This window comes from Acinetobacter sp. AS167 (assembly GCF_037152175.1).
In the GTDB taxonomy this organism is placed as follows: Bacteria; Pseudomonadota; Gammaproteobacteria; order Pseudomonadales; family Moraxellaceae; genus Acinetobacter.
Genome location: NZ_JBBCMP010000016.1, coordinates 1 through 13,629 on the forward strand (window position 1 = coordinate 1; position 13,629 = coordinate 13,629).

General features: G+C 37.0%; 10 protein-coding genes. 4 read left to right on the top strand and 6 right to left on the bottom strand.

Features of this window, described 5'->3' with window-relative positions; genetic code table 11:
* Positions 1-265: 265 nt before the first annotated feature.
* The gene (locus tag WFN33_RS18420) at positions 266-1,447 is read right to left on the bottom strand and encodes a YbfB/YjiJ family MFS transporter (RefSeq protein WP_336954483.1); all 1,182 of its coding nucleotides are present in this window, start codon (positions 1,445-1,447) and stop codon (positions 266-268) included.
* A 256-nt stretch (positions 1,448-1,703) separates the two neighbouring features.
* Positions 1,704-2,279, bottom strand: coding sequence for a flavin reductase family protein (locus tag WFN33_RS18425; RefSeq protein ID WP_336954484.1), 576 nt, complete (start codon positions 2,277-2,279; stop codon positions 1,704-1,706).
* A gap of 196 nt (positions 2,280-2,475) precedes the next feature.
* Between WFN33_RS18425 and WFN33_RS18430 the strand changes: the two genes are divergently transcribed.
* On the top strand, positions 2,476-3,867 hold the full coding sequence (locus WFN33_RS18430) for an L-cystine transporter (protein WP_034612245.1): 1,392 nt from the start codon (positions 2,476-2,478) through the stop codon (positions 3,865-3,867).
* Positions 3,868-4,070: 203 nt separating this feature from the next.
* Here the strand turns inward: WFN33_RS18430 and WFN33_RS18435 are convergent, their stop codons facing one another.
* A complete protein-coding gene (locus WFN33_RS18435; protein ID WP_336954487.1) occupies positions 4,071-4,400 on the bottom strand; it encodes a hypothetical protein in 330 nt (109 codons plus the stop codon).
* A gap of 181 nt (positions 4,401-4,581) precedes the next feature.
* On the opposite strand from WFN33_RS18435, the gene WFN33_RS18440 reads away from it, so the two are divergent.
* Both WFN33_RS18440 and WFN33_RS18445 read left to right on the top strand, forming a co-directional pair.
* The gene (locus WFN33_RS18440; RefSeq protein ID WP_336954488.1) at positions 4,582-5,412 is read left to right on the top strand and encodes a PhzF family phenazine biosynthesis protein; all 831 of its coding nucleotides are present in this window, start codon (positions 4,582-4,584) and stop codon (positions 5,410-5,412) included.
* Positions 5,413-5,562: 150 nt separating this feature from the next.
* Positions 5,563-8,337 (top strand): M16 family metallopeptidase, encoded by a 2,775-nt coding sequence (locus tag WFN33_RS18445; protein WP_336954489.1) that lies wholly within the window; start codon positions 5,563-5,565, stop codon positions 8,335-8,337.
* 174 nt (positions 8,338-8,511) lie between these two features.
* Here the strand turns inward: WFN33_RS18445 and WFN33_RS18450 are convergent, their stop codons facing one another.
* Positions 8,512-9,291 (bottom strand): ferredoxin--NADP reductase, encoded by a 780-nt coding sequence (locus tag WFN33_RS18450; protein WP_004721908.1) that lies wholly within the window; start codon positions 9,289-9,291, stop codon positions 8,512-8,514.
* 99 nt (positions 9,292-9,390) lie between these two features.
* Between WFN33_RS18450 and tsaA the strand changes: the two genes are divergently transcribed.
* Positions 9,391-10,119 carry a tRNA (N6-threonylcarbamoyladenosine(37)-N6)-methyltransferase TrmO gene (tsaA, locus tag WFN33_RS18455; RefSeq protein ID WP_336954490.1) on the top strand — a complete coding sequence of 243 codons (729 nt, stop codon included), beginning with the start codon at positions 9,391-9,393 and terminating at the stop codon, positions 10,117-10,119.
* Between the two features lie 91 nt (positions 10,120-10,210).
* Here the strand turns inward: tsaA and WFN33_RS18460 are convergent, their stop codons facing one another.
* Positions 10,211-11,680: a CYTH and CHAD domain-containing protein gene (locus WFN33_RS18460; RefSeq protein ID WP_336954491.1), complete on the bottom strand. Its 1,470-nt coding sequence runs from the start codon at positions 11,678-11,680 to the stop codon at positions 10,211-10,213.
* Positions 11,681-11,877: 197 nt separating this feature from the next.
* Positions 11,878-13,338: a CYTH domain-containing protein gene (locus tag WFN33_RS18465; RefSeq protein ID WP_336954492.1), complete on the bottom strand. Its 1,461-nt coding sequence runs from the start codon at positions 13,336-13,338 to the stop codon at positions 11,878-11,880.
* Positions 13,339-13,629: the final 291 nt, after the last annotated feature.

Consider the following 13,629-nt stretch of genomic DNA (forward strand, 5'->3'; position numbering starts at 1 on the left):
GGTTTAATCTTTTCAGGAAACTCGAAGTTTTGATGACAAACCAAACTCTACAATTTACGTGTAGTGATAGCTAATCACTACAAAGAACAAGATACAAGATGACAAAAATCTCGCGTTGGGCGAGGTTACGTCCTGTGCTCCCACATTTCTATACAGATGTGGCGGCATCCCTGTCTCCCTACGGTAGGATAACTATATAGGATTCAAAAGTATGAAAAATGAATTGATAACCAATAGTTTCTAAAATTTCATAAAAACTTAAGCTTTATTTATGATTAATGACTTGATGGGTTTGAGAATAGATAAAAAATTGTGCTGTACCTACAGCAAGTACACATGAGGCAAGTATAAATTGCTGGTGATATGAAACTCCCCAATGTTGCAAGCTACTAAAACAGATTCCACCAATCAATTGAGTTACTGCAAAAGCTAATGTTGCCATGCTCCATAGTTTTTTATAGGCCACATGATAAAGATGTAAAATGGTATATGAAGTAAGGAAAACCACAGCAGGATTAAGCAAACCAGTAAAAAAGGATGATGTATAGGTAAGGATTGGATGAGTTGAAAAAATAGCAATCAAGATCGCAAAAACATACAGACTATATAATATTTTTAATGCGGTAGAATTGCCGAATTTTCGAGCTAATAAGTAAGCACTGATTGCACCTAAGGCACTGCCTGCACCATACAAAATCCAATTAAAGTTAATCAAATATAGATTAAGATGTAGGGTATTTTTAAGATAATCAATCCAAAACAGTGAGTGAGGAACATAGGCAAAAGCACTAGAAGCATAGACAACCAGCAAACTAAAATACATACCATTAACTGTCCCTGTTTGATTGTTTGTTACGTTGATATGATCCAGATGATCTTTAAACTGATTGAGTAAATAAACAATGACCAAACAAATGACAGCAGAGAATGCAAATAAAATCATCCATGCAGATTGTGTGTTGATTCTGTCAAGATAAGGCAAAAACAGGGTTGCCAATAATACTCCAATGCCAATACCACTAAAGCCGATAAAATTGATGGTTAGCCGTTCTTCAGCTTTGCTGCAATGTGCAACGATACTGGGAGCTAGGATCATCAATAAGCCACCACTGATGCCTGAAATGACTCGCCAAAAGACATACCAGCTTTCGGGAAGACCTGAAAAAGCACAGCTGAGTAAACTCACCGTTCCAGAAAATGCCGCCAAAATGATATATCGAGGCATGGTAAAGTTTTGAGGCAATTTCATTGCCCAAAATGCACCAATTAAATACCCCAACAAATTTGCACTGCTTAATATACTGGCAAAGCTGGAGTCCCAATGATAAGCAAGACGGGTAGAGGGCAATAATGCAGTATAGGAAAATCGGAGAATGCCAATGCCTAAACACATACACAGGCATAGGAAGATACTCAGCTGAATTTTATTCGATCCTATCTTGGTCATTATGCAGATTATCCATTTTCCGTTAATTCACCTTAAGGTGAATTTAAAAAAATGACAATAAATAATCAGTATTTAGTTTAGGAATAATCAAGGCTTATTCACACAACTTAACCAGAGGGTAAAATCGGAGCTTATTGCAGGATATGTACGATTAAGATCAAGGGCTAAGTCTCTTTAGATCATTGTACAATTATGAATTGAACATGATTTAAAACAGATTGGCCCATCGACAAGCAAAAATTCGTAAGGATTAAGCTTATAGATTGGCATCTACAGGATCTCCGATCGTATAGTAATGTCCACCTGCAACATGATGTAGGCTTTTCCATTCAGCACCAACTTCATGATAATACCAGTGACCATTTCGGAATACGCGATCATCCGCATATGCAGCGACGACTTTGCCTATAAATAAATCATGGCTTTGTTGATTATGCGGTTCAGGAATCAGTTCACAAATTAACCATGCAGCGCAGCCTTCAACCGCAGGGAGATGAAATCCCTCAAACCGGAAAAGTGGCGTATGGCAGTGTGAGAGTTTTTCAGGATCATTAAACTGACTGATTGAACCTAATTGTTGTACCAGTTTAAGTTGTTTAAGTGTCGGTACTTGCAGGATGAAATGCCCTGACTTTTCAACTAATTCACGAGTTTTCGTACTTTTGTCTAAAACCACACTCACTTTGGCAGGCACAAGTTCTAATGCACAAGCCCAAGCTGCTGCCATGACATTATTTTCGTTTTCATACTGGGCTGAGACAAGCACGGTTGGACCGTGATTTAATAGGCGATAAGCCTTAGAAAGTTCAACAGTTTGGATATGTGAATTCATAAGATGGCCTATATTCTGGGTGTTAGTCTTTATTTGTATAAGCTTATACAAAAAATTCATGAGTAAGCTAAAGTAATGTTTTTATTATTAATAGTACATGTTGAGAAAACAACACTTAAATATCAAAAAATGCTAAAGACTATTGGATATTTCACAATAAGCTTATAATAAAACGATCAAAACTATTGGAACTCGAATGAACTATACGCTCATTTTGAATATTGTCATATTCATTGCCTTGATCATACTGCTGATGCAAACCAGAAAGACAGATTGGAGTCTGGCTAAAAAAGTGTTTGCCGGTTTATGTTTAGGTGTGGTATTTGGGCTAGGATTACATTGGGTTTATGGTACAAATTCTGAAATTTTAACTGAGTCTATTCAATGGTTTAATATCGTTGGAAATGGTTATGTAAAGCTTTTGCAAATGGTAGTCATGCCATTAGTGCTGGTCTCGATCCTGAGTGCTGTGATTAAGTTACATAATGCATCCTCATTAGGCAAGATTAGTATTTTTAGCATTGGTACATTACTAATTACCACATTTATTGCCGCTTTGGTTGGCGTGTTTGTGGTCAATTTATTTGGATTAAGTGCGGCTGGTCTTGTACAAGGGACACAGGAAACAGCACGTCTTGAAGCAATTCAATCTGAATATATTGGTAAAGTCACAGACTTAAATGTACCTGATTTTATTTTATCTTTTTTGCCAACAAATCCATTTGCTGAACTCACTGGGGCACATCCAACCTCAATCATTAGTGTGGTGATCTTTGCTACGATGCTTGGTTTGGCAGGGCTTAACCTGATCAGAGATGACGCCGAAAAAGGCCAACGTATCGTCACTGCAATTGATACTTTGCAAGCATGGGTGATGAAGTTAGTTCGATTGGTGATGACGCTTACACCTTATGGTGTATTTGCCTTGATTACGAAAGTCGTAGCAAGTTCTAAAGCCGCTGATATTGTTAATCTTGGTGGTTTCTTGGTTGCCTCTTATCTGGGGCTAGCCATCATGTTTGCAGTACATGCAATTGTATTGTTGTTGACAGGCGTTAACCCAATCCGCTTCTTTAAAAAGGTTTTACCTGTATTAACCTTTGCTTTTACCAGCCGTTCGAGTGCTGCAAGTATTCCATTAAATATTGAAGCACAAACTCGCCGTTTGGGTGTGCCTGAGTCTATTGCTAGCTTTTCTGCTTCATTTGGTACAACGATTGGACAAAATGGTTGTGCGGGTCTATATCCTGCGATGCTTGCGGTGATGGTTGCCCCAACAGTAGGGATTAATCCACTTGATCCGATCTGGATTTTAACTTTAGCTTGCGTAGTGACTTTAAGTTCAATTGGCGTTGCTGGTGTCGGTGGTGGTGCAACCTTTGCTGCACTGATTGTTTTACCGATTATGGGTTTACCCGTAACTTTGGTGGCTTTGCTGATTTCCATTGAACCTTTGATTGATATGGGGCGTACTGCGTTAAATGTTGATGGTTCGATGACTGCAGGTGTTGTGACCAGTCAATTGATGGGGCAGACAGATCAAAGCATTTTACTTTCAGATGAGAGAGAAGAGTTAAAACATAGTTAACCTATTTTTCTATATTATTTAAACGCCATAAAAAGCACCTAAATTACATTTAGGTGTTTTTTTTCAACTAAAGTTTATCAAACATACTCTTTTTAATTAAAAGCTGATTCATTAAAACAAGTCAGAGTATTCTCGACTATAAATAGCAGTTTATCACGATCATATTTCTGATAAATATGATGGCCTGCTGGTGCTAAAGCGTTCTATTTTGCAGCTTGATTACACTCAGCCAATTTTTTTGAATTTTTTGTCCAAATTTTTCCAGCAGAATTTTTATAGAAGGTGATTTTCCCAATTCGAGATACCAAACTTTGGCATGAGTCGATTGAAAGTTGATTACCCCAAGGTCCAGACATTCGACATACAGTACCATCACATTTCCAAACCACATTAGGGCCATTCTCTATAGGTACGGTAACTGTCCCTTTATGTGTGGTTCCAGCAATCCAAATGGTATCGGCTGCAAAAGTCAGTGGAGAACATAGGATTAGGCTGCTTATAACGACGCTTTGGAGTTTTATGCTTATTTTCATCGTGCTTATTCCATCATTATTGATCTAGGAAAGATTATAAACTTCAAATGAATCTATAAAACAGGTGTATTTTGAATGGTCAATACGATCAAGCTTCAACTGTAACCATTTTAAAACTTAGACTGTATCTGTAATCATTTTTAGTATTGCTTAGAATAGATTAAAATGAGGAGTTTTGACAATGAAAATGTACCAAGTTGATGCTTTTACACAAGAATTGTTTAAGGGCAACCCTGCTGCTGTATTGGTCTTAGATGACTGGTTGGATGATGCTCTGATGCAAAATATTGCTTTAGAAAATAATTTGGCAGAAACTGCTTTTGTCAAACGCATGGATCATGAAAATTATCAAATTCGCTGGTTTACACCACAGGTTGAAGTCGATTTTTGTGGGCATGCAACCTTAGCTTCAGCATTTGTTTTATTTAAAGACTATACCCAAGCGAAGACGATTCATTTTCATGTTAAAGATTTGGGTATTTTTATCATCCAGCAAGCTGAGGATGGAAAGATCCTGATGAATTTCCCGATTCGTCAGCCACAAAAAGTGATCGATTATCCAGCGTTATTGAATCATGTCATTGATCAGCCTTTTAAAGAAGTCTACCTCAATGCGCAAGCGTATATTTTAATTTGTGAATCTGTACAAGATGTGATTGATGCAACACCAAACTTAACCAATATCCGAAAAATTGCAGAACAGTATCATGTGAGTACCGCATTAACTGCTGAGTCTGCAGGCTATGATGTGACCATTACCGCAGCTTCAAACGATTATGATTATGTTGCTCGCTATTTTGCTCCACATAAAGGAATAGATGAAGATCCTGTAACAGGTTCAATGCATACTGGTCTAGCGCCCTTATGGGCTGAAAAGCTAGGTAAAACACAACTTATTGGTTATCAGGCATCAGCGCGCGGTGGAAAATTGTTTTGTGCTATTCAGGATAGTCAACGTATAGAAATTTCAGGCTATGCACAGTTATTTATGCAAGCTGAGATTTTTATTTAAATTGATTTTAAGATAGACATGTTCAAATCATTACAAAAGCCGTTGAAATAAACGGCTCTTTTTTCAAAACTTTACTATAAATTTTGTTCAGAATTTCTTAAGATGTTTAGCTTATAAATGTTTAAAATTTAAAAAATTCTGGATTCTCCTATGCTCATGCAGTTGAAAAAACTCACCTTGTCGCTTTGTATTCTTGGTTTTAGTGCGTCTAGTTTTGCTCAAGCCATCCTGGTTAAATCTGAACATAATATCGAAGAATATAAGCTAGAGAATGGCTTTAGAGTTTTACTTGCACCGAATGACAAAGAAAGTAAAGTCTTTATGAATACGGTTTATTTGACCGGCTCTTTAAATGATCCACAAGGCAAAGGTGGCCTCGCACATTTACTTGAACATTTAGCGTTTAAAGGCACACAAGATGTAAAAGGTGAGGAATTTCAACGCCGTTTAGATCAATATACGTTAATGACTAATGCCAGTACCGATTATTATTCTACTAAATATACCAATATTGTACGTCCAGACCAAAATACCCTAAATGAAGTGATTTATTTAGAGTCACAACGTATGGACAAATTGGTGCTTCAAGAGCAATTCGTTCCTTCAGAAATCAATATTGTGATGCGGGAACGCGAAGTGCGTATGGATCAGCCTTTTGCTGTGCTGATGGATCAAATGTGGAAAGCAGCCTATGGCAACAAGTCATTGGGTCGTTTACCAATTGGTGATCTTGCTGAACTACAGTCAATTAAAATGAATGAATTGAACAAATTCTATAAAGACTGGTATGCACCGAATAATGCGGTAATGGTGATTGCTGGTAAATTTGATAAAGCAGAAGTTTTAAAAGCCATTGATAAAAACTTTAGTGCGATAGCTGCACGTAAGATTCCTCAACAAGCAACAGTACCTTTACTTGATTCTTCAACCATAAAAAATCGTAATTTTGTGGTGAAAAAGGGCAGTGATCTTGCCAAATTCAATATTTATATGAATGGTAAGAATGAAAAAATTCAGCCAGTATTAGCACTTGCGCCATATTTATATACCTTACAACCGAGTGGTCATCTATATTCCAGCATGGTAGAAACTGGTGTAGCGACCAATGTTCAATCGACAACATGGTTAGATGATGATTTTAATTTGGTGTTTATGGGGGCGATTTATGCACCAAACCATGATGCTCAAAAAATTGACAGTGCATTGATTGCCGGTGTAGAAAAAAATAAAAGCTTTGATGATGTCGAATTAAAACGGGTTAAAAATCTAATCCAGAATGCCAACGAGAGTTTATTGACCAGTGCTGCTGCTGTTGGTGGTATGTTAAGTGATTATGTGGTGTCGTCTCATGGTAATTGGGCACAATATTTTAAAGATCAACAAGCCATTCAAAAGTTAAGCGTAGCTGAAACTAATGCAACTTTAAAAGCATTTTTAACTGAACAGCACCGTTTTAATGGTGATATTCAACCGACACCTGAAGACCAGAAAAAGGCCTTAGAGCAAAAGCAAGCTGCTGAAAAACCAAAAACTTTAGATCAACAAGCTACTGCAGTAGAACCGTTAAAAGATGTCAGTGTTTATCAAGCGGAAGTTGCCCAATATGTTGAAAAATCGAAACAATATTTAACTGCAACAGAGAAAAAGATTCAACGTGGCACTTTAAAAAATGGGATGAAGTATGCTTTATTCCCAACCTCGACACGTGATGATAAAACCTATGCAACCATTGAGGTTAATTTTGGTACAGCTGAATCTTTAATGAATAAGGCACAAATTCTCGATTTTACGGCTTATTTATTATTACGTGCTTCTGAGCAATATAGCTTACAGAATATTGCAGATAAAACTATTGAAGCAAGTGGTGCAGCAACTGCGACGGCATCGGATAACGGGATTACTATTCAAATTTCAGCGAAAAAAGAAAAATTTGAAGAGTTCTTTAAATATATCGTGTCGGTGATGAAGAGCCCTAAATTTGAACAATCACAATTTGATTTAATTAAATTACAAAGTTTATCTAGTTTGGATCGACCATATACTGAGCCTGAAACAGTATCCTCTTTAACCATTGCGCGCCTACTTGAAACCTATCAGCCAGGTGATTTACGTTATCATTTTGAACCAGAACTGGCTAAACAACAGATTCAAGCAGCAACCAATCAACAAGTTATTGATTTGTATAAAAAATACTTTGCAATGGACCATGCCTTTATTTCTATCACTGGGCAATATGATGCAAAACCGATCAAGAAGTTACTTGAGCAACAATTTGGAAATTGGTCAGCTAAACAACCTTATCAGCGTTTATCAACAGAATTTACCCCTTATAAAGCGCAGAAAGTGCATGCCCTTTCAGAACAACGTGAGTTTGGTAGTTATCAAGCTTTGCAGACCTTACCTGTAGGTGTAGACAATAAAGATGCCGCAGCACTGATTGTCTTTAGTTATATTTTGGGTGACTCGCAATTGTCTTCACGTTTAGGACAAGAGCTTCGTGAAAAAAATGCGTTGGTTTATGGTTTTGGTAGTCAATTAAACTTGGACTCTTTTAATGAAGCAGGTGCATTGTCGATCGAAGCCAATTACACAGCAGGAAAATCTGCTGAAGTATCGCAAGTGGTGCGTAAAGTGCTGAATGACTTATTAGCGACTGGAGTAACCAGTCAGGAGTTGGAAGCGGCTAAAGCCAATATCATGAAGCAACGTGTAACGTCTTTAGAAGATGAACGTGTGATTCATCGTATGTTAAACAGCCAGCTTGAACGCAATAAGAAAATGGATAGTCGTGCTTTAAGAGATCAAGAGTTTGCTCAACTGACCAAAGCGGATGTAGATGCTGTAATTAAGAAGTATATTAAACCTGATCAATTGGTTGAAGTGATGGCTGACCAATATGGTCAAGCTCAGAAAAATCTAAATTGATGATTTAATTACTCATTGACTTAAGGAAGCCATACATTTGTATGGCTTTCTTTTTTATAAAGATACAAGATTTATAAAAAAGAGCCGTCAAACTGTACTAATTTATATTCATTAAACTCAAAAAACCGAGGTATTGGACCTCGGTTTTCAGTTTAACGATGCTTGAAAAATAAATTATTTTTCAACAAATGCGCGTTCAATCACATAGTCGCCTAAAACACCCATTTTAGGTGATTCTTTGAGGCCGTGTTGATCAAGGAGCTCGACAACATCGTCAAGGAATGCTGGGCTACCACACAGCATTGCACGGTCAGTTTCTGGATTAAAACGTGGTAAGCCAATTTTTTCAAATAATGCACCAGATTCAATCGCAGTGGTTACACGACCTTGCGTATGGAAATCTTCACGGGTCACAGTTGGGTAGTAAACCAATTTGTCTTTAATACCTAGCTCTTCAAAAAACTCATTGTTTGGAAGTTCGTTGAGGATCAGGTCTTGGTAAGCCAATTCAGAAATAAAGCGTGTACCATGTACCACGATAACTTTCTCAAAACGTTCATAGGTTTCAGGATCGCGAATCGTTGATAAGAACGGTGCTAACCCCGTACCCGATGAAAGAAGGTATAAGTTTTTACCTGGATTCAAATCATCAAGTACCAAAGTACCTGTAGGTTTTTTTGAAATTAGAATTTCATCGCCAACTTTTACTTTTTGCAAAATAGAAGTTAAAGGACCATCAGGCACTTTAATTGAGAAAAACTCTAATTCTTCTTCGTAGTTAGCGCTTGCAATAGAATATGCTCGCATTAAAGGCTTACCATTGACTTCAAGACCAATCATCACAAATTGACCATTTTTAAAACGTAATGCAGTATCACGTGTGGTCTTAAAACTGAATAGAGTGTCATTCCAGTGGTGTACGTGAGTAATCTTTTCGACGTTGAAAGCAGCCATTAAAGGTCTCAATAAATTATCAAATTAGAACAGCCTGCTATTCTAATCTAAAATCATTCTCGATAAACTGAATATATTTAATTGAACTTATCAGAAAAAATGATTATGACTGAGTTAAGTCTCCCGATTATTGGGATTATGCGTTCTCCTTATGTTGAAAAATTTGGTATTCCTCGACAACCAAATCTGGTTCAGGTGGAGTCTTTTATCGAAATGCATGCACCCTACAACGTCTTGGAAGCATTTGAGGGAATCGAAGAGTTTAGTCATTTATGGTTGATCTGGCAGTTTCATGACAATAAAAATCAACAAGATAAAGATAAATTCCGTCCTCAAGTGAGGCCACCACGGTTAGGTGGAAATAAAAAAATCGGTGTATTTGCAACACGCAGTATGTATCGTCCTGCACCGATTGGCTTATCTGTAGTACAACTTAAAGCCGTTAAAAAAGAGGGTAATGCAGTTCGTGTATATGTGACAGGCAGCGACCTTTTAGATGGTACGCCAATTGTCGATATTAAACCTTATATTCATTATTCTGATGCTGTGGATGCGGCGCAAAGTGGTTATGCCCAGCATGAGCCTGTTCGTAAACAGGTTATTTGGTCTGAGCATGCACAGCAATTAAAAAGTAAATTTCTTCAAACAGCTGACATGGACCAAAAATATATCGCTGAACTTGAGTCGGTACTGGCTTTAGATCCTCGACCAGCTTATCAGCATGATGATGCACGTATTTATGGAATGCGTTTTGGGAAATTTAATATTAAATTTAGTTGTGTAGAAGAGGGGATCCTGATACAGGGCATTGAGTCGTTCAGTTATTGAAAACGTGATTCCATATCCTGCTTAAAACTTATGCGCTTTTGTTCGCAGTGATCGGAGCATCTCGGTTTAAAGAGCAGGAGAGTATCTACAATTACTCTAAAGTGGCTGTCTTGGCAAACTGCAGCAAATCTTGTTGTGATTTCAGCAAAAGCCGTTGCCGTTCTGCGGCAACCCAGCCCAAAGCAAACCAGACTTGGGGTTCTGTTTTGACCAATTTTTTTAACACATCTTCAGCAACAATCAGGTCATTGTAGAGACCTAAACTTTCTTGAGCAGGTTTAATGGCTTTTAAATATTTTTTGACTTGGCTTTTATCCGATAATGATGCTACAAACTCAATACTATAACGCAAACGCTTTAAGTTTTTACGAGTACGGTGCCGTGCTTCGATGTCTAAATTTAAATAGTTTTTCGCATCAGTTTGAATTTTGCGATGTAATTGCCTAACTTTTTTAAATGCTGCTTTATGTACAGCTATTTGAGATTTTTCATTTGATTCTTGGGCAATAAATTGAATCAGGGATAGGACTAAATAATTAAAATTAAAAGATCTAAACAGTTTGGTTAATTTTTGCGAATCAACATCTTGAGGTTCTGGAAGTTTAAACTTAGGTGCACCAGCCGCTTCAAGCTGAGGTAATAACTCTTCTCGAATCATATCTAAATCACGAGCCGAACCAAGTTGTCTAAATAGTTCGGTTAACTGAGTTTGCCAAGTGGGATCGATATGCAAAGACCAATTCGAAAAGGTTTTTAAAGCGCTTCTTAAGCGACGTATTGCCACACGTGCCTGATGAATATGTTTGGAATTAAAGTTTCCAGATGCAATTGCTGTACTGTTGGGGAGTAGATGAGATAGACAATTATTCACAATCTTTTTTAATGCATTCTCAGGATGATCCTTTGAATCAAGAATAAGTGGCGTTTGCAACTGTACGGGATTGTCTGGAGTATTTTGTGCAAGCTGAAAACCTTGTTGCGCTTTGCTACGGGTATCAAGCCATAAGTTATAGCGTTTCATCCGAGGTAAGATAAAAGAAATTAGATCTTGAACAGTACCTTGTTTCAGTTCAAATTCTAATTCACGTAATGCGAGATGCTGTTGATGGGCGATGATATGACCATGATCATAACTGACTTCAATTTCACTATTTTGAAATTTAAATAAACTGAGTTTTCTTTCGATGTCTGTTTGAAACTGAACTTCTAATCCGTCTTTATGTTGCTCTAATAAGCGTTTAATATTTTTAGCAATATGCTTATTACTGAGATAATTTTTTAGATCTAATCCTATTTCTGAGCTTCCGATGTTTTCCTCAAATTCTGCACGTTTGAGTCTTTGTTCTGTTGGAAGTTTGAGGGTTTGTACCCATTGCTTATTTTCTTGATCATCTTCAAGGCGTTGACGAAGCGAAATGGAATGCTCAGACAAAATAAATTGTGCCGTATCATAGTATTTGGCTTGTAAGTGCTGAATATTGGTATCTTTTCTTTGAAACGCTTTAATGAGCATTTCTTGCTTTTCTTCAGGTATTTGGAATTTCAATTCAATTTCAAACATGCTTATCGTTCCATTCTTATTACTTATTCTTTCGATTTTAATCCGATAAATTGTTTTTTTTGAGTTTTTAATGAATGATTACAAATTCGCAACGTGAATACTCACGCGACTACTATTCTTCAATTTTATGCAGTATTTAAAGAGATGATTTTATTCAATAACTTTAATCAATAAAACCATCTCTTCTTGCTGCTGATTTATTTTAAAAACTTACGGCTAACCAAGAACTGTTCTGTCGCTTCAAGCAGTTTTTCCGCATAAGCTTCTTGTTTTGCGGTAAGCCAGCCTAAGGCAAACCAATCACTGGCTTCTAGGTCGGTTTGTTGTAGGTAAGATGATGATGAAGCAAGCACTTGATATTGCTCACAAGCTTGTTGAGCATCATTTAAAGATTTCGCATATTTCTGTAAGTTCTTAACATCATAGATATTGGTTAGGATCGGAAAGCTAAATTTTAATTCATTTAAATGCTGAGCCAGCGCTTCTAAACTTTCAAGGTCAGATAGATCGGCTTCATTTAAACTTTCTTGTAACTGTCGATACTGATTTTGCAATGTATTTTGCGCAAACCATTTTAAGTCATGGGTTGGCGCTTTCGCAGACTGTCCTAAACTGAACATGAGTAATTCTAAATAGTGCTGCACATTTTGAGTTGATTTGACCAAATTGATAAGTTTTTCATTGGCATACAAAATATCCCGATCTAAACTTTGCGCCGTTTTCGGATTTTGCAGTAAAGCACCTAATGTGCGTTGCATATGTTCAAAATGCTGTAAGTTTTTAAAATGACTCTCAAACGCTGAAAGTTGATGTGACCATTTATCCGTTTTGGTATCTGTCCAATCCTTAAAAAGAGAAAGACTTAAGTGTAAATGGTGTAGGGCCGTCTGTGCTTGAATAATATGTTCAGGTTGGGCAACCTGTGCAGAAATCGCGGCAATATTTGGCAATAAATGTTGTAATTGACTGGCAATAAGCACTCGTAAATTTTTATCTGCAGTGTCTTTTTTATTTAAAATGGTTTCTTTGCTGAGCTGTGCTGGACTGACTTTTTGATCCACAGTTAATAAGTGTCCAAACTCAGCTTTGCTACGTACATCAAGCCACAAATGATACTTTTTAACCCACTCAAAACTAAAAGCTAAAAGCGATTGAATTGAGCCACTTTTTAACTCAAATTCAACCTCATGAATTTCTTGTTTTGAGGTTTCGGTTCTGACTTCACCAATATCGAGGCTGATTTCAATTTCAGCATCTTCAAACTGAATCACACGGATGGTACGTTGGATGTCGGTTTCAAATTGTAATTGGAGTTCATCAAATTTATCCCCCAATGCATTTTTTAAAACAGCAAGTGCTTCGGGTTTATTCTGGTAAATATCAATATCTAAATGTGGGGCTTCAGCAAGCTCACCTAAATCAATATTGTCTTCAAAGCGTTGTAAATGGCTTTTGGTGGCGGCTTTTAATGTTTGTACCCAACGCGTTCCTTCTAAGCGTTGACGTAGTGCAGCGCCGTGTTGGGACATCTGACGATCAGGTGTGTCGTAGTATTTTGCTTGTAATTGAATAATTTGGGATTTTTTAGGATCTAATGCTTTGAGGAGTGCATTGCGGCGGGCTTCCGGAATTTGAAACTTTAATTCAACTTCAAGCATGTGAGGGTCCTAAGTGTTAATCATGGTTATTAGATAATTAAACATTATTGAATGTTTAATCGGGCATTGTAACTTAAAATGTGTCATCAGAAGACTTGTATAGCATGCCATTTGAGTATTTTTTACCGCAATATCGTTACTCATTAAATATTTAGAATGACAAAATTTCCTATTTCGTGACTTGTATGGTCTGGGCAATACTTGAAGTCGTAAATATAGATGAATTGTCAACAGACTTGATATTGAATTTGGCTGTTATTGCAGCATAAAATAAACTAAGCTGATTAAAAA

What these genes read in the sequence shown, in the direction of transcription:
- WFN33_RS18430 (WP_034612245.1), top strand. Translation starts at nt 2,476, where the DNA reads ATGAACTATACGCTCATTTTGAATATTGTCATATTCATTGCCTTGATC.
- WFN33_RS18450 (WP_004721908.1), bottom strand. Translation starts at nt 9,291, where the DNA reads ATGGCTGCTTTCAACGTCGAAAAGATTACTCACGTACACCACTGGAAT.
- WFN33_RS18425 (WP_336954484.1), bottom strand. Translation starts at nt 2,279, where the DNA reads ATGAATTCACATATCCAAACTGTTGAACTTTCTAAGGCTTATCGCCTA.
- WFN33_RS18420 (WP_336954483.1), bottom strand. Translation starts at nt 1,447, where the DNA reads ATGACCAAGATAGGATCGAATAAAATTCAGCTGAGTATCTTCCTATGC.
- WFN33_RS18440 (WP_336954488.1), top strand. Translation starts at nt 4,582, where the DNA reads ATGAAAATGTACCAAGTTGATGCTTTTACACAAGAATTGTTTAAGGGC.
- WFN33_RS18445 (WP_336954489.1), top strand. Translation starts at nt 5,563, where the DNA reads ATGCTCATGCAGTTGAAAAAACTCACCTTGTCGCTTTGTATTCTTGGT.
- WFN33_RS18460 (WP_336954491.1), bottom strand. Translation starts at nt 11,680, where the DNA reads ATGTTTGAAATTGAATTGAAATTCCAAATACCTGAAGAAAAGCAAGAA.
- WFN33_RS18465 (WP_336954492.1), bottom strand. Translation starts at nt 13,338, where the DNA reads ATGCTTGAAGTTGAATTAAAGTTTCAAATTCCGGAAGCCCGCCGCAAT.
- tsaA (WP_336954490.1), top strand. Translation starts at nt 9,391, where the DNA reads ATGATTATGACTGAGTTAAGTCTCCCGATTATTGGGATTATGCGTTCT.
- WFN33_RS18435 (WP_336954487.1), bottom strand. Translation starts at nt 4,400, where the DNA reads ATGAAAATAAGCATAAAACTCCAAAGCGTCGTTATAAGCAGCCTAATC.